The sequence below is a fragment of the Novosphingobium sp. PhB57 genome (assembly GCF_004342985.1).
Classification (GTDB): Bacteria; Pseudomonadota; Alphaproteobacteria; order Sphingomonadales; family Sphingomonadaceae; genus Novosphingobium.
Map to the genome: position 1 here is coordinate 323,024 of NZ_SMBO01000004.1, position 16,444 is coordinate 339,467.

Sequence of the window (16,444 nt, forward strand, 5' to 3'; positions counted from 1 at the left end):
ATTTATCGCTCTCAAATCGATTCGACAATCAAAAATTAGTCTGAGTATATCGCCTGCGTCAGATAATGTCGCAAAGCCGTGCGCTGACAGGCCATCGAAGTGGCGAGAAAGGCGGCGGCTCCGGCCCGGCGGCTGTTGGATTAAATCTTTGAAGGGTAGCGGCCCGGTGCTGATGACCGGAATGTCGCCACCCTCTGGAATGTCCCGCCGCCGGACGCACCAACCGTGACAGGCTGCGGACTGCCTGATGAACTTGCTGCTGCGGGGAGATCAGGCGCTTGGCGATTGATCGGGACCAGCGAGCCAGCCTGACCGTGAAACAACGCCGGGGCGGAGTCCCATCGCGCGCTCCAGCGTGGATTGACCTGCGAGGTTTCGAATTTTACGTTACTCTGAATAATGTAAAAGGACTCGATATGAGACGAGTGACAATCGTGACGGGCGCTGCTTCCGGCATCGGCCTGGGTGTTTCGCAGTGGTTTGCCGCCAAGGGGCACCGGGTGGCGATGATGGACCGCAATGGGGATGAGGTGCGGGCAGCCTCGGACACGCTCAATGCGCGGGGCTTCGACACGCGTCCCTTCACCGTCGATGTGGCGGATCGCGATCAGGTGAAAGCGGCTGTCGCCGAAACGCGCCAGGTGTTCGGCCCGATCGAACTGCTGATCGCCAATGCCGGCATCTCGGAATACAAGCCCTTCGTCGAAATGACCGTGGCAGAATGGCAGCGCATGCTGGACGTCAACCTCACCGGCATGTTCCACTGCATCCAGCTGGCCATCCCCGACATGATCGCGGCCAAGTGGGGGCGGATCGTCACGATCTCGTCCATGAGCGCGCAAGTCGGCGCGCCCAGCATGGCGCATTACTCGGCATCGAAAGGCGGCGTCACGTCGCTGACCAAGGCGGTGGCACGCGAATTCGCGGAACTGGGCATTACGGCCAACACGATCCCGCCGGCGATCGTCTATACCGGGCTGAGCCGCCGTACCGAGGTCGACGGCAGCAACCCGCGCATCGATGCGATGGTGCAGGGCGTCCCCCTGAAGCGGATCGGCATGCCCGAAGACATTGCCTCTGCCTGCGACTGGCTATGTTCGGACCATGCCGGATACGTGACCGGGCAGGAGATCAACGTGAACGGCGGCATGTACTCCTGAGCCGGCCGATGACGGGCAGCCTAGTCCAGATGGATAGCGATCGGCCGCGTGAACGCGCGCACGACCAGCGTGTCCAGCAACTTGACCACGTTGCCAACGGGATAGTCCTCGTCCTGGCGCAGCCACCAGCGCAATATGTCGAATATGGCGTTGGTGACGAGTTCGGTAACGAGATCGGCCGGCAAAGCCGGGTTGGCGCGGGGCCTGCTCTCCGCGATCTCGTTGGCGATGCGCGAGAATTCCGCGCGCATCTTCTCGTTCGCGCCGGCTGTCAGCAGGGTCGACCAGAGTTTGCGATGATCGTTCACGTAGCGGCACAAGTCATCGAGCGAGCTGGTGGCCTTGCGCTCGAACGCGGGCTGCGAATGGCGCAGCAGATGGCGCACCTGTTCGGTCGCGACATCGGCCAGCAGGTCTTCCTTGCTGGCGAATTGCCGGAAGAACACCGGGTAGCTGACTTTCGCCTGCGCCGTGATCTCCTTGATGGTGATGAGATCGAGGGGCTTGGTGTCTATGAGTTCGAGCAGCGCTGTCTTCAGCGCTTCGCGAGAGCGCGTCACGCGGGCGTCGTGCGGTCTGCTGATGCGTTCGCGGGCGCGGTCTGGAATCGACACTCGAACAATCCTCTGTTGCACGCTGACGGTAATACGCGGCGCGCCGAAACGGCAAGGCGGCCTGCTCATTCATCGACGCGGTGGTATCGGCGTCATCATCGAATGGCCCGCCGCGTCAAGGCATTTGCCGGCCTTCATGTGCCTAAAATCATTCGAAGCGGCGCCGATGGGCGGCGGTCCTGCCCCCTGCGGACCGAGACCCTGGCCCTATCTGACGGGAGAGCATCATGAACACGACGGAGCGCGACTACTACACCGACCGCACGGTCCTGCTGGATCCTTACGACTGGTTCGAGGAAATGCGCGCCAAGGGGCCGGTATGCCGCATGGCCAACCGCGACCTTGTCCTCGTCACCGGCTTTGCGGAAGCGGTCGAGCTGCTCAACAACGCGGCCGACTGGTCGAACGCGATCAGCGTCAGCGGCCCGCTTCTGCCGCTGCCGTTCGAACCCGACGCCGAGGACATCTCCGGGCAGATCGAGGAGCACCGCGGCGACATCCCGCTTGCCGATCTCCTCGTGGCCAAGGACGGCACGCCGCATGCCCAATCGCGGGCCTTGATCTCCGCCCTCTTCACGCCTTCGCGCCTCAAGGCCAACCAGGCCTACGTCACCGCGCTCGCCGAACGCATGGTTCGCGGCGTCGTCGCGCAGGGCGGATGCGAGTTGATCGGCGAGATCGCCAGCCCCTTCGTCACTTTCGTGGTATCGGATATCCTCGGCGTGCCGGAAGCCGACCGGGACGATTTTCGCCGCATCATCGACCTTGCCCCGCCGCCCGGAAACATGGAGGCCGCGCCGCCTCCGGGCAAGGAAGCGGAATGGGCTGCAAGGCCGCGCGAGACCGAAGAAGTCAATCCGCTCGAATATATGGCCGCCTATTTCTACCGCTACATTTCCGAGCGCCGGGCCCAGCCGCCCCGGGACGACGTCCTTTCCGAGTTCGCCCACTCCCGCTATCCGGACGGCACCCAGCCCGACATCCCCGAACTGATCCGTCTCGCCACCTTCCTGTTCGGAGCGGGGCAGGACACCAGCGCCAAGCTGATCGGCAATGCCATGCGCTATCTCGTCGACGTGCCGGGCCTGCAGCAGCAACTCCGCGACGATCATAGCCTGATCCCGGCGTTTCTCGAGGAGGTGCTGAGGCTCGAAGGCTCGACGAAAGTGGTCAAGCGCCTTGCCAGGCGTGCCATGCGGGTCGGCGACATGGAGATCGAACCGGGGACCAAGGTGGTGATCGCCATTTCCGCCGCCAATCGCGATCCACGCCGGTGGGAGGAACCTCACGCGTTCAGGCTCGGGCGGCCGGGCATCAAACAGCACCTCGCCTTCGGCCGCGGCGCCCATACTTGCGCCGGGGCGCCGCTGGCGCGCTATGAGGTCCGCATCATCTTCGAGAAGTTCCTCGAACACACGCGCTGGATATCGCTGTCGGAAGATCGCCACGGCACCGCCGAGAACCGCATCCTGGATTTCGAGCCCACTTATAGCATGCGAGGCCTCGCGAACCTCCATGTCGAACTGGAACCCACGGTTTGAGTTCGTCCGGTTGAATCATGGGAATCAACCGGCCCGCTCATCCTTCCAGCTGATAAGTCATGGGCACAAGGAACTGCCGTCCGGCGCGCGGGAGGCCTTTGGGGGGACGCGGATAGGGGACTGCGTCGCGCACTTGTTTCAGTGCGAGGCCGTCCAGGGGCGGATGGCCGCTGGAGCCAACAAGCTCGGCCGTTTCGAGGCGGCCGTTCTCGTCGATCAGCAGGCGCACCAAGGCCGTGCCCTCCCAGCCCTTGCGGGCCAGACTCCCCGGATAACCCTTGTGGCGGCCGATCCATGCAAAGACCCGGCGCGCATAGGAATCCTCGCCCCGGCTACCCGCAGACGGCGGCGCGGCACGGTTCTGCGCGGCTGCCTTGCCCTCGCCGGATGACGACCCCGCCGTCAATCCACTCCCAGGGTTCGAAGACGGCGGCCGAGATGCCGCGAGAAGCGGAACGGCAGGCGCCGGAGCCATGTCGACCGACAGGCGCAGTGGGGAAACCGGGGCGACCACCTGTACCAGAGGCCTGACCGTCGGCGCGGGCACATCGGTCGCATTCGCCACGGCAAGGGACTTGCGAGGCGGATCCGGCGCGGGCTCGGCCTGCGGCGTCTCGTCCGGCCGGGACAGGTCCACGGAGCGGAACGACACGACGCCCCTGTGCCCGGCTTCGCCCACTTGTCTGGAGGGACCGAAAGCCATCCACGCCAGTCCGAGAACCGTCACATGGACGGCGCAAGTCAGAGCAAGCGACGAGATTCGAAACGAATTCATTGCGCGTCGCTTATGTTTATTGCTATCGTGTCGCAATAGCATATCGGGAAACTGCGATGAAATTGCGCTGGCTGGATACCTTGGCCCTTTCCGTGAATGGCGCTTACGCGCTGCTTTGCCTCGGGTTCGTCGGCAAGTTGCTGTCGCTGCATGCGCGCGGCAATTCTCCAGAGCATGCTCTGGTGGCGGGTTTCGCGCTGCTGGCGCTGCTCTGGCTCGGCAATGTTGCTCGCATCTTGTGCCCGCTTCGCCGCCGCATCGTGTTTCAGGCCCTCGTGAACGGCGCCGCGCTGGTTTTCGGCCTGTTCGGCCTGCTGCTCGGCTTTGCCGATCCATTCGCGTGGACCGCGCCGGTTGCGATCCTGCCGCCCGCGCTCACTTATCTCGTAGCCAGACGCGCTCACGCTAAAGCGTCCTGAGAAAGGCAGCGAGCGCGGCCTGCTCGTCTCGCGTCAGACCGAGCTTCGAAACCAGCGGGTCTGGTATCGGCGCGGGTGCCTCGCCCATTCGCCTCGCCCGATCCCGTCCGCCCCCGCCGTCATAGAGCTCAACGACATTCTCGAGCGTGGGGAACAGACCATTGTGCATATAAGGCGCGCTGCGGCTTACGCCCAGCAGGGAGGGTGTGCGGAACCGACCGACATCCGCCGGATCGCGCGTAACCTCGTAGCGCCCCAGATCCTCGCGAGACCGCCCGTAGAAACTGATGCCGAGATTGTGGAACTGCCCGTCACTCAGCAGCGGTCCGTTGTGGCAGGCAGCACACCCCGCCCTCGTTCGAAACAGATGCAGGCCCGCGAGTTCCTGATCGGTCAGCACCGAGACGCCCCGCTCCATTACCCGGCTCCAACGCGAACGCGGGGGCCGCAAGGCCCGCTCGAACGCCGCGATCGCGGCAGCGGCGTCCTGCAAGGTCACGCGGCGATGGCCATTCAATTCACGAAACGCGGCGCGGTAGTCCTTGTCGCGGTTGATGCGCGGTTCGATCAGGCGCGCACTGCCCGCCATCTCCTTGCCGTCGAGCAGAGGGTGGAGCGCCTGCTCTTCCAGCGTTGCCGCGCGGCCGTCCCAGAACAAGGGCGTCATCCAGGCCGCGGCATAGAGCGACTGGGCATTGCGCCGCCCCCGCTGCCGGTCATGCCCGAACGCGGTGCGCAGCCCGTCCGCCAGGCCCAGTTCCGGGCTGTGACACGAGGCGCAGGCGATCTGGCCGGAACGCGACAGCGCCGGATCGTCGAACATGCGCCTGCCGATCTCCGCCAGCGCCTGTTCGCGCAGAGAGGCTTCGGGGAGCCGGGGAAGCGGGCCGAACTCGGTGAAGCGAGCCCCCTCCCCCAGGCGCGGGCGCGGCCATGTTGCCGGACCGCCCGCATAGAGCGCCCGCAGTGCCCCCACTGCCGGAACTCCCTCCCCGCCCGCCTGCTGCGCGCGGCCCACGACACTCCCCCCGACCGCGAGGATCGCGAGCGTCAGAACGAAACGCGGCAGCAGGCGGAAACCGGACATCGAGACGATCAGAACCGGTAGTTGAGGCCGACCCAGAACGAGCGTCCATATTGGTAGGGCTGCGCGGTCGCCGTGCTGTTCGGCGAGGGAATCCGGTCGAACAGGTTCGCCACGCGCACGTCCGCAGTCAGTACGCCATAGCTGGAGCGGACGAGTTCGGCCTGCGCATTGAGGTTCACGTCGATCGAGCGCGGATACTTCACATAGTCGTAGACATCGTAACTGGCGCCATCGATGGTCTCGTTCCTGCCGGTATCCTCGATACGCTTGAACTTGTCCGTATAACGCAGATTGACGTTGGTGGTGATCCGGTCGTCCAGCCAGAGCGCGGTCCAGGTCATGTTGGCCATGAACGGCACCGCCATGTCGGGCCGCTGGTTGAGGGCGATGACCTCGGAATAGCTCAGGACCTGCCCCTGGAACGATACCATCAGGTTCGCCAGGTCGTCGTCCACCTCCACCATGTAGTCGTCGTTGGTGGATGTGGTCTTCGAGAAGTTGGTATTGAAGGCGACCGAGTGCTTGCCGAAGCTGCGCGTCCATTCGAAGGACGCGCCCCGGTACTTGCTGTAGCCGTCGTTAGTGAGGACGTACTGGGTATAGGTCGAGATTTTACCGTTATCGAGAGTCTTGCTCACCTTCTCGCCCGCCGAGCGGGTGAACTCGTCATGCCCCTCGCGGTAGATGCCCTTGATCCTCAGGCTGCCGCCCAGCAGGCGTGCCGACAGTGCGGCCGAAAGTTCATCCGAATAGGGCGTCTTCTTCTTGCCGTCCGAATAGCTGGCCGTATGGCTGGTGCTGGACAGATACCAGTCCTCGTCGGAATAGGTGGTGATCCCACTGCTCGTGACGCCGGTGCGCGTATAGATGTAGTTGTCCGGGTACTTCTCGCGCAGCGCATAACCCAGCATGGAGCGTCCGTAATAGCGGTTGGCGCCCAGCGTCACGCTCCAGCCGTCCCACGGCAGCGCATACGTCGCGGAAAGGCGCGGGGAAAAGTTGCTATTGCCGAGGAAGCTCTCGTAATCGTAGCGCAGCCCGCCGCGCAGCGTGAAATCGCCGATCTCGGCCGTGTATTCCGCCCATCCCGACACGCTGTCCAGGTTCACGCGGGCGCGATAGGCCTGATAGAGCGAAGCGGTCGTCAGCGCATATTCACCGGTGGTGCAAGTCAGGCTGTCAGGCTGTGCGCAGGCGATGGTCGCCGCGTCCGATTGGTCCGTCGTGCCCCGATAGGAATAATTGTCCTCCAGGCGGCTGCGCATCGCCTCGATCCGCTGGTAGTCGAAGCCGGCGGCAAGACGGCCCGGCCCCAGCGGCATCGACCAGCGCCCGGTCAACGCATAGTTGTTCTGCCATTGCCGGATATCGCCGAAGCTGCCGATCGCGCAGTTGGTGGAGGTGGAACATCCGCTGCCCACTTCGGTCCACGAAGAAATGCTGTAGAGCGTGCCGGGCGCGTCGCGGCTCGTATCGCTGTGCGAGAAGCTGGCGGAAAGCGACCAGTTGGTCTCGCCCGATTTGGCCAGTTCAAGCCGGCTGGTCACGCCGCCCCCGTGTGACACCATCTGCGAATCGATGGAGTTGTTCACCTCCGCCTCGCTCTCGTAAGGCGTGTAGGAGAACTGCCCGGTCAGCTTCAGGTCGCCGGCAAGATCCGCATCCGCCTTGGCGAGGAAGTTGTCGCTGGTGCTCGACTGGCCGTAAGGCTTGCTGCCGTAGGCTTCCGCCTTGGTATACGTGACCCGCGACTGCGATCGGTTGTAGCCCAGGAGCAGGCCGATGGCGCTGCTGACCGGAAGGTCGACGGTCGCACCATAGCGCCACTTCTCGAACGAGGGCTTTGCGGGAAGCTCTCCGTCCAGGCTTTCGCGCGATCCCTCGGAGACCTTGAAATGGGTCATCGCGTCCGAACTGTAGGACACTGTGCTGGTAAAGCCGAATTCGCGCTTCGGTGCGCGGGTCTTGATGTCTAGCGCGCCGCCGGTGAAACGGCCGTACTCTGCCGAGACGTTGGAATCACGAAGCGTGATCTCGCCGATCAGATTGGTGTCGACCCAGAGCGCCTGCGCGGACGCGCCCACGGGTTCGGCAAAGTTCGCGGCCTTGCTCTCCGTGATATCCACCCGCGCATTGGCATCGATGCCGTCGAGCGTAATGAGGTTCTCGTAGTAGCGCCCGCCAGAGATCGAGATGTCGGACGGACGGATATCCTGGATATCCTCGCGGGTTGCCATGTACTCGTCGCGCCGGAACTGCACGGTGGGCAACGCTTTCAGAAGCTGGTTGGCATCGCCGGAGCCCGGCGCGCGGGCGCGAATTTCCTTCTCGGTGATCCGCGTCGTCCCGGCCTCCGCGCCGGTGCCCATGACATAGCTTTCATCGGCCCGCTCTCCGTCCGCGACGACTGCCGGCAACTGCTGCTCGACCGTGCCGGAGGCGGACTGGTCCTGCGCCTGCACCGGAATGGCAGGCACGACCATAGCCGTCGCGAGCAACGCTCGCGCGAGTGTAATATGCATTGGGCGACCCCTGTTGTTTTGTTGGGGCGGCCTCTAGCCAGACAGGTCAGCTATTGCAACCGATTCTCATTAGCATATTTTGCTGCATGTCTGGAGAGCGTGGGGACCGCGCGGTGACGGGGCGACAATCTCGCGCCCCTGGTCTCGGTGAGCATCCATACGGGGAAAGCTGCAGGCCCTGCCCTAAACTGACGCCAGCTTCTCGCGCAGGATTCGGGCAATGGCGGCATCGATCATCGCGCGCTTGCTGCCGAAGATCTGGCTATCCTTGCGCGTGCAGAGCGAAATCCTCAGCGTGAACAGGGGATCGTCGATCCGTTGCACGCGCATATTCCCGTCCTGCGCGCCGATGTAGGCCAGCGGCAGCAGGGCGTGGCCCATTCCGGAGAGTGCCAGATCCTTGATAAGCCGGGTGCAGTCCGCCTCGAACGCGATCCGGGGCTGCACGCGCGTTCGCATCGCGGCATCGTCTATGGCCGGGCGCATGCCCATATGGTGGGAAGGCACGATCAGGGGGAACGCGAAGGCCGCATCCGGGCTCAGAAGCGTGTCCGGCGCCTGCGACCCGAGTTCGGAGGCCGCGCTTGCGCCGAACAGGCAGAACGGCAGATCGGCCAGCGGATCGACCACCAATTGCTCGCTCTGGGAGGGCTGCTCCAGCACGGCCAGGTCGATCATCCCGCGCCGAAGCCAATCCTCCAGGCTGCCCGTCGGCCCTTCGCTCAGTCGGAAACGGACTCTCGGGAAAGTCGCGTGAAGTTCCTCGGCCAGCGGCCGCGCAATCAGATCGGCGATGCCCGGCGTCAGGCCGAGCGCCACGTTGCCGTCGATCGGCGAAGGGAGCGCGCGCATGTTCTGGATGGCCAGCTCCAGTTCGCGCAGCGGCCCGGCAACGGCGGTTCGCAGCTGCGCGCCCTCGCTCGTCAGGCGCATGCCGCGCGGCGTTCTGGCGAACAGCGCGACGCCCAGTTCCTCCTCAAGCAAGCGCATCTGCCTGCTCAGGGCCGATTGCGCGATATTGAGAACCCCTGCCGCGCGGGTCAGCGAGGCATCTTCGGCGACCCGCACGAAGTAGCTCAGGCGGCGCATTTCCATATGACGACCTATCTCATTCTGCGATGACAGGAGCACGTAAATTGAAATGGATGCATGGGTACAGCCATTTTATGTCCCCATGAAACAACACGAGGGGGAGCGGCCTGCCATGGCATTTACCGAGAAGTACGGCCCTTGGGCGCTGATCGCCGGTGCATCCGAAGGAACCGGCGCGGCTTTCGCCCGCGAACTGGCGGCGCGCGGTCTCAACCTGGTGCTGATCGCCCGAAGGCGCGCCCCGCTTGAGGCGCTTGCCCATGAATTGGCGGCGACGCACGGCATCGAATGCACCGCCGAAACGATCGATCTGGCTTCCGACAGTGCCGCCGAACAGCTCAAGACTGTCAGCGCAGGACGGGAAATCGGCCTGTTCGTCAGCAATGCCGGTGCCGATCCCAACAGTTCCAGCTTTCTCTCGAACGATCCGCAGGCCTGGCTCGATCTCGTGAAGCGCAATGTCGTGACGACGATGCTGGCCTGCCATCATTTCGCGGGGGCGATGAAGACCCGAAAGCGCGGAGGGATCATCCTGGTCGGCTCCGGGGCCTGCTACGGCGGCGCACGGGGGCTTGGCGTCTATTCCGGCACGAAAGCGTTCGACTTGTGCTTCGGGGAGGGCCTCTGGGCCGAATTGCGCGGGCACGGCGTCGATGTGCTGAACCTCTTGCTCGGCCGCACCGATACGCCGGAACTGCGGCGCCTGCTGGAGAGCCGCGGCGCGCCCATCCCCGCCGACCTCGCCTCGCCCGAAGAGGTCGCGCGGGTGGGGCTTGAGCGCTTGCCCTATGGACCCGTCCATAACTGGGGGCTGGCCGATGACGAGCAGGGCTACGCGCCCCAATCGGCGGCAGCGCGGCGCGAGCGCATCCTTATGATCGAGAAGGCCATGGCGGACATGGCCGGGAGCACACGAAATTGAGGTATTCGGCATGACGGGGCGAGATGATATCCAGGCCCGCGACATTCAGGCCCTTCTGGACAAGCAGGCGATCACCGAACAGATCCATCGCTATTGCCGGGCCGTCGACCGGCTCGACATTCCGCTCGGGCATTCGGTCTGGCACGAGGATGCGACGGCCGAATACGGCGGCGGCTATTACAGCGGGCGCGGGCGGGATGTGATCGACAGGATCTGCGCCGATCATCGCAAACTGCTACGCCATTCGCACCAGATCGCGAACATCCTGATCGAACTGCGCGGCGACACCGCCGGCAGCGAGTCCTACGTCACCGCCACGCTTCAGGGCCTGCGCGGAGAGACGCCGTTCCAGATCACGACCTGCTCCCGTTACGTCGACCGCTGGTCGCGCCGCGATGGTCGCTGGGCGCTGGATCACCGCATGGCCATTCGCGATTTCGACGAGATGCGCGACATAAGCGGCCTCTCCGCCGACCCGCTGTCCCGGCGCGATGCAAAGGATCCTTCCTACGCGGTGCTCCGCGCGCAACCCTGATCCGAAAGGCCCCGTCCCATGCGAGCCGCTTACATTCAGAACGGCCTGGTCCGCCTTGGCGACATGCCCGACCCCGTCCCCGGCAAAGGCCAGGCCCTGGTGCGAACGCATAGCTGCGGAATGTGTGCGTCCGACGCGCACTTCCTCCACGCCGGCGAGACGATCATCGCCCTGTCCCGGTCGCATGGCGGGCCTTACGCCGGTCTCGATTTCGCGCGGCCCTTCGTGCCCGGGCACGAATATGTCGGCGAAGTCATCGATTACGGTCCCGGCAGTGCGTGCAAGGTGAAGCCCGGGCGCAAGGCCACCTCCATCCCGATCATGCGGCAGTCGGGCGCCCATGCCATCGTCGGCTTCAGCCACGACTGCCCGGGCGGTTTTGGAGAATACATGCTCCTTGATGAGGACATGATGCTGGAAGTGCCGTCGGATCTGGACGACGATCTTGCGGCCCTCACCGAACCGCTCGCGGTGGGGTTGGAGCATGCGCGGCGCGGGCGGCCGACGAAGGACGATGTCGTCCTGGTGCTGGGCTGCGGGGCGATCGGCCTGGGCGTCATCGCCGGGCTGGAGCTTCTGGCCATCGCGCCGGTCGTTGCCGCCGACTTCCATCAGGATCGCCGCGACCTTGCCATCGCCATGGGCGCGGAAATCGCCGTCGATCCGCGCGAGATCTCTCCCTATGCGCCGCTGCCGGATCTTGGCGGCCGGCGCGTGAACCTGGTCTACGAGAACGTGGGCATGCCGGGCATGCTGCAGCAGATCATCTCTTCGGTCGGGTTCGATGCGCGCATCGTCATGGGCGGCTACTGCATGGAGCCGGAACAGCTGCTGGTCTTCGCGGCCCAGAACAAGCGGCTCAACATCCAGTTCGCAGGGGGTGAGGAGCCGCAGGACATGCAGCTTGCCCTGCGCGCGATCGCCGATGGACGCATCGATGTGCGTCCCTGGCTTGGAGAACGGATCGGCATCGCCGGAGTGGCGCAGGCCATGGCGGACATGTCCGGCCCATCGGCACCGATCCGCACCATCGTCGATCCGCGCCTTACGCAGGGTTGACGGGCCACAGTCGCAGCCGCCCCGCGTGGGCCCGCGGCACCCCCGCCAGATCATCCAATGAACAGATTTTCGTCATTATTAATGATGGAACTGGATCGGTGCAAAATTACAGCCGGTCTGACATCCAATATATTCGGGATCTCTATGGCACTGAACGAATTTATTGAGTTAGATAGGTGGTCTTCAACGACCGCAATCGAAGTCATATTGGATCATATCCATCTTCGGTGGTCCTGATAGGATTGAAGGCCATGAATGTGATTAACAACAATCGCTTGCGCCGTTCCTTAATGATCTTTGCCATGATGGGCTCTATTCTTCCTGTCGCCTCTGCCCATGCGGCAACACAGGGCGCGCTGGGAACGACATCCACCGGCACCGTCACCATCAACGCCACCATCGCCGGGCTGGTGCAGATCTCGAACCTGACCGACATCACATTCAGCGCGCTGACGGGTGCCGCCGACGCGCAGCAGACCGAAAACGTCTGCGTGTGGAGCAATACTTCCAGCAAGAGCTATACGATCAGGGCCACCGGCAATGGCACGACTGGCGCCTTCACACTCGCCAGCGGCACTAACGCGCCCGTGCCCTACTCCGTCGCCTGGGCCAATTCAGCAAGCGCGACTTCGGGCACCGGGCTGACGACCAATGTCACGTCCGCCGCCTTCACCAGCACGGCGGTCACCCCGCTCTGCGCCGCCGGCGCCAGCCCGACCGCGAAACTCTTCGTGACCATCCTTGCCACCGACCAGAACTCCATGATCGCGAATGCGGCTTACACCGGCGTACTGACCCTGCTGGTGACGCCGCAGTAAGGCGCGCTCACCAGGGCCTGCCGCTTCGGCACATCGGGTCCCGCCCGATGCGGAAGCGGCAGCGGCCTCTCCAAGGGAAGGACCGTTCATGGCTTCGTCGATGGGGCGGGCGGCAGGCTGCGCTCTTGCGCTGACCGGCCTGCTCCTGCCTGTCTCCCAGGTGCAGGCGCAGCAATTCCAGATCAATGCGCTGAGCGATGTCTCCTTCGGCACGCTTTCGTCCCTGACGGCGAGCCCGGCGATTTCGCAGACGGTGTGCGTCTATGCCAGCCTGTCGCGATATACGATCAGGGCCACCGGATCGGGCGCGAGCAATGCCTTCACGCTGGCGAATACCGCCAATGGCGCGGCCCTGCTGGCCTATACCGTGCAATGGTCTTTTTCCGGCGGGCAGACGAGCGGCATGGCCATGACATCCGGCCAGCCCCTCACCTCGCCCAACGGGATCAACATTCTCTGTTCGCTGGGCGGCCTGCTGGCGAGCAGCGCCAGTCTCATCGTCTCCCTGCCCGCCGCCAGTCTGAGTGCCGCCCAGGCCGGAACCTATACCGGAACGCTGACGCTCATGGTGTCGCCGAACTGACCGGCGGGGCATGGCGCGGGCACGCTTCCTCGTCGCTCTGGGCGGCATGGCCATCACCGGCGCGGGAGCGATCGCAAGCCCGGCCGCGGCCGCCCCCGCCCTCAAGGTGGACGCGCCGCCCGGCTTCGAGGACCTGACAGGTCCGCAGCAGGTGGTGCTCGATGTCTACATGGGCGGCGTGCGGATAGGCGAGGCCGTGGCGGTGGTGCAGCCCGGCCATTTCCGCTTCGTGGACGCGCAGAAGCTGGTGGAGAGCCTGCCCGACATCAGCGACCGCCCCCGGCTGACGGCCGCCCTTGGCGCGCCCGACCTTGATCCCCATCCCGAGGCGATCTGCCCGGTGGAGAGTTCCAGCCCCTGTCCCCGGCCCAAGCCGGACGTCGTTGCCATCGTCTTCGATCCCGCGCGCTACCGGGTGGATATCATCGTCGCCCCGCGCTTCCTCTCGGTTCAGGCGGCGGTGCGGATGCAGAACCTGCCGCCTCCCGCCGACACGCCCGCGCTGGTCAACTTCATATCGGGAACGATCACCGGCGCGCGCGGGCAAGCGGCCGAGTATTACCTTCAGGACACCGCCGTCATCGGGATCGGCACGGGCCGCATCCGCGCCAGCTTCCAGCAGGCGAGCTATTCCGGGTTCCAGACCGACACGCTGGCCGGCGAACTCGACCGTCCCGGACTGCGCTATACCGCGGGCGCCTTCTGGATTCCGGGAGACACCCTGCTGGACCGCGTCAAGATGGTCGGCCTCGGCCTCGCCACGCAGTTCAACACCAGGCTGGATCGCGACCAATTGATGGGCAGCCCGCTGATCCTGTTCCTCGATCAGCGCGCGCGGGTGGATATTCTGGTGAACGGGCGCATCATGGCATCGCAGATGTACGATGCGGGGAACCAGGCCCTCGATACGTCCGCACTTCCGGAAGGCTCTTACACGGTGATCCTGCGGATTACCTCGGCTTCGGGTGCGACGCGCGACGAGCAGCGCTTCTTCTCGCGCAGCAGCACCTTGCCGATGACGGGGCATGACGCGTTCTTCCTTTATGCGGGCGCGCTGGTGCGCAACAACCGGGGCCTGATCGGAGACATCACCCATACGCCGCTGTTCCAGGGAGGCTGGGCGCGGCGCATCTCGCCCGCTCTGGCCGTCAACCTGGGCGTGATTGGCACTGACAAGCGCCAATGGGGCGCCGCGGGCGCCACGGTGCTCCAGGGCGACTGGCAACTGGACGCTTCGGTCCATGTCTCGAACAGCGGCGGCCTGGGGCTCTACGGCCACATTTCGCGCACAAGCGCGGGGCGGCTCAGTCTCGACCTCGACGCCCGCCATATCGCGAACCCGGGCGGAGGGCCGCTGCTGGCGACCACTGACCTGGTCCTGCCGGCACCGGGCGGCCTTGAATATGCCCCTTATTCGGGCGCCTACACCCAGTTCAGCGGCGCGGTGGGCTATCGCATCGGGCAGGGGCGACTGTCCCTTGTCGGCACCTACCGCCGGCAGGAGGCCAGCCGCGACTATTCGCTGGGCCCGGCCCTCTATCTCCCGCTGAAGCGCTGGCGCTCGGCATCGCTCGATTTCAACGGGAACTACACCTTCACGAGCCTGGGGCGGCAGGCCTACGTCGGGTTGAACCTGATCGTCACCCGCCCCCGCACCAGCTACACGGTGACCGGCGCCGGCCAGGTCGGTCCGGGCAACGAGGGGCTGCGCGACGGGCTACAGGGCGGCATCAACGTCTCGCGCCGGTTCGACGACGTGGCGGGTGCGGAAGTCCAGGCCGACGGCGGCGTGCAGCACGCCAACGGCCTTACTTATGCCCAGGCGCAAGTCCAGGCGCGCAGCGATGTGGGCGGGGGCAACGTCAATCTGGTCCAGCCTTTCTCCGGCGGCGCAACCCAGTACGCCGCATCGCTGAACACGGCGCTGGTCGTGGGCCAGGGCGGCGTCCGCTTCAACGAAGGCAGGAACGGCGATGCCATGGTGGTCGTCCACATCGACGACGGCGATGCCGACGCCTTCTTCGAGGTGCTGGTGGACAACCGGGTGATGGGAACCGCGCGCGGCGGCAAGGACCTCACCGTGACCCTGCCCTCCTACCGTGCCTATGCCGTGCGCGTTCGTGCCAAGGGCCAGGTTCTCAGCGATTACGACGCGAAGGCGCGGCAAGTGAGCCTCTACCCCGGCAATGTCGTTCAACTCGTCTGGCGCGCAAGGCCGGTCGCGGCGGTGTTCGGGCGACTGGTGCGCGCCGACGGCCAGCCGATCGTCCAGGCCGAGATCGCCGCCGGCGGCGACCTGGCCCAAAGCGACGAGCGGGGCCATTTCCTTATCCAGACCAGCCGGGGCGCGACCCTGATCGTCCGCAGCCGCGACGGCTCGGTTTGCAAGGTCGCCCTGGACGCCCTCGATCCCGTCGACGGCTATGCCGCCGTGGGCGACCTCATCTGCCAGCCGGTCGCGCGGCTGGCCGCCGATTCCGATTCTCCGCCCAGCCAAACCAAGGTCGAACCATGATGATGCCTGCTCCCAGCCTTTCGCAATCGCAGTTGCTGCGCCGCATCGCGATCCGGGCCGCCCTGCCCCTCGCCGCCATGGCCGGCGCGGTTCCCGCAGAGGCGGGCATCGCCTTGAGCAAGGTGATCGTGGACCTGCCCGCCGACACCCCGCCGCGCGACGACATAGAAGTGAGCAACGACAGCAACGAGCGCCAATATGTCCTGGCCGAGCCTGCCGTGATCCAGGCTCCGGGCACGCCCCAGGAAAAGCGCGTGGATTCCGCCGACCCCGCCGTGACGGGCCTGCTGGTCACGCCGCAGAAACTGGTGCTGGAACCCGGCGAGCGCAAGCTGGTGCGGGTAGCGCTGGTGGCGCCGCGCGGCAGCGACGAGCGGGTCTATCGCCTGGCGATCAAGCCGGTGGCGGGATCGATATCGGCAGAACAGAGCGCCCTGAAGGTCTTCATCGGCTACGACGTGCTGATTATCGTCCGCCCGGCAGTGGCCACCGGCAAAGTCACGGCCACGCGAACGGCCAGGGCGATCACGTTCCACAATGGCTCGAATGCCAGCGTGGAAATGTCCGAAGGCAGGCAATGCGACGCGGCGGGCAGGAACTGCGCATCCCTGCCAGCCATGCGCCTCTACGCGAACGCCGACTGGACCGTCCCCAGAGAGCGCGACACCCCGGTGGAATACCGGCTCCAGACCGGCAAATCGCCGACGACCGACAAGTTCTGAACCACCGCTGCCGTTCTGCCCGCGGCGGCGGCTGTCGGCCTTTGCGGATACGGAAATGGCGGCCCCGAGGGACCGCCATT

Annotated in this window: 15 protein-coding genes; 10 read left to right on the plus strand and 5 right to left on the minus strand. The window is 65.2% G+C overall.

All coding sequences use genetic code 11. From position 1 onward, the window contains the following. The first annotated feature begins 416 nt into the window (after positions 1–416). Positions 417–1,160, plus strand: a complete 744-nt coding sequence (locus tag EDF58_RS14655; protein ID WP_132266895.1) for an SDR family NAD(P)-dependent oxidoreductase — start codon at positions 417–419, stop codon at positions 1,158–1,160. A 20-nt stretch (positions 1,161–1,180) separates the two neighbouring features. Here the strand turns inward: EDF58_RS14655 and EDF58_RS14660 are convergent, their stop codons facing one another. Then, a complete protein-coding gene (locus EDF58_RS14660; RefSeq protein WP_165921425.1) occupies positions 1,181–1,774 on the minus strand; it encodes a TetR/AcrR family transcriptional regulator in 594 nt (197 codons plus the stop codon). A 227-nt stretch (positions 1,775–2,001) separates the two neighbouring features. On the opposite strand from EDF58_RS14660, the gene EDF58_RS14665 reads away from it, so the two are divergent. Then, positions 2,002–3,315 carry a cytochrome P450 gene (locus EDF58_RS14665; protein ID WP_132266899.1) on the plus strand — a complete coding sequence of 438 codons (1,314 nt, stop codon included), beginning with the start codon at positions 2,002–2,004 and terminating at the stop codon, positions 3,313–3,315. A gap of 37 nt (positions 3,316–3,352) precedes the next feature. On the opposite strand, the gene EDF58_RS14670 is transcribed toward EDF58_RS14665, so the two are convergent. After that, on the minus strand, positions 3,353–4,090 hold the full coding sequence (locus tag EDF58_RS14670; protein ID WP_165921426.1) for an energy transducer TonB: 738 nt from the start codon (positions 4,088–4,090) through the stop codon (positions 3,353–3,355). A gap of 62 nt (positions 4,091–4,152) precedes the next feature. On the opposite strand from EDF58_RS14670, the gene EDF58_RS25910 reads away from it, so the two are divergent. Beyond that, positions 4,153–4,509: a hypothetical protein gene (locus EDF58_RS25910; protein ID WP_165921427.1), complete on the plus strand. Its 357-nt coding sequence runs from the start codon at positions 4,153–4,155 to the stop codon at positions 4,507–4,509. Here the strand turns inward: EDF58_RS25910 and EDF58_RS14675 are convergent. The 3 genes from EDF58_RS14675 to EDF58_RS14685 form a co-directional block, all read right to left on the minus strand. Next, positions 4,496–5,596: a cytochrome c peroxidase gene (locus EDF58_RS14675; protein WP_132266903.1), complete on the minus strand. Its 1,101-nt coding sequence runs from the start codon at positions 5,594–5,596 to the stop codon at positions 4,496–4,498. The genes EDF58_RS25910 and EDF58_RS14675 overlap by 14 nt on opposite strands. Before the next feature lie 8 nt (positions 5,597–5,604). Next, entirely contained in the window at positions 5,605–8,118 is a 2,514-nt protein-coding gene (locus tag EDF58_RS14680; protein WP_132266904.1) for a TonB-dependent receptor plug domain-containing protein, read from the minus strand. Positions 8,119–8,301: 183 nt separating this feature from the next. After that, on the minus strand, positions 8,302–9,213 hold the full coding sequence (locus EDF58_RS14685; protein WP_132266906.1) for a LysR family transcriptional regulator: 912 nt from the start codon (positions 9,211–9,213) through the stop codon (positions 8,302–8,304). A 109-nt stretch (positions 9,214–9,322) separates the two neighbouring features. Here EDF58_RS14685 and EDF58_RS14690 point away from each other — a divergent pair, with 109 nt between their 5' ends. From EDF58_RS14690 to EDF58_RS14720, 7 genes are all read left to right on the plus strand, one after another. Further along, positions 9,323–10,132 (plus strand): SDR family NAD(P)-dependent oxidoreductase, encoded by an 810-nt coding sequence (locus EDF58_RS14690; protein WP_132267217.1) that lies wholly within the window; start codon positions 9,323–9,325, stop codon positions 10,130–10,132. Positions 10,133–10,142: 10 nt separating this feature from the next. Next, a complete protein-coding gene (locus EDF58_RS14695; RefSeq protein ID WP_132266908.1) occupies positions 10,143–10,667 on the plus strand; it encodes a nuclear transport factor 2 family protein in 525 nt (174 codons plus the stop codon). 18 nt (positions 10,668–10,685) lie between these two features. Then, the gene (locus EDF58_RS14700) at positions 10,686–11,726 is read left to right on the plus strand and encodes a zinc-binding dehydrogenase (RefSeq protein WP_132266910.1); all 1,041 of its coding nucleotides are present in this window, start codon (positions 10,686–10,688) and stop codon (positions 11,724–11,726) included. A 302-nt stretch (positions 11,727–12,028) separates the two neighbouring features. Next, positions 12,029–12,544, plus strand: a complete 516-nt coding sequence (locus tag EDF58_RS14705) for a hypothetical protein (RefSeq protein ID WP_132266911.1) — start codon at positions 12,029–12,031, stop codon at positions 12,542–12,544. An 88-nt stretch (positions 12,545–12,632) separates the two neighbouring features. Further along, positions 12,633–13,127 carry a hypothetical protein gene (locus EDF58_RS14710; protein WP_132266913.1) on the plus strand — a complete coding sequence of 165 codons (495 nt, stop codon included), beginning with the start codon at positions 12,633–12,635 and terminating at the stop codon, positions 13,125–13,127. Between the two features lie 10 nt (positions 13,128–13,137). Further along, positions 13,138–15,642, plus strand: a complete 2,505-nt coding sequence (locus EDF58_RS14715; protein WP_132266914.1) for a TcfC E-set like domain-containing protein — start codon at positions 13,138–13,140, stop codon at positions 15,640–15,642. Next, on the plus strand, positions 15,639–16,364 hold the full coding sequence (locus EDF58_RS14720; RefSeq protein ID WP_132266916.1) for a fimbria/pilus periplasmic chaperone: 726 nt from the start codon (positions 15,639–15,641) through the stop codon (positions 16,362–16,364). Before EDF58_RS14715 ends, EDF58_RS14720 begins: the two co-directional genes overlap by 4 nt. The last annotated feature ends 80 nt before the right edge of the window (positions 16,365–16,444 follow it).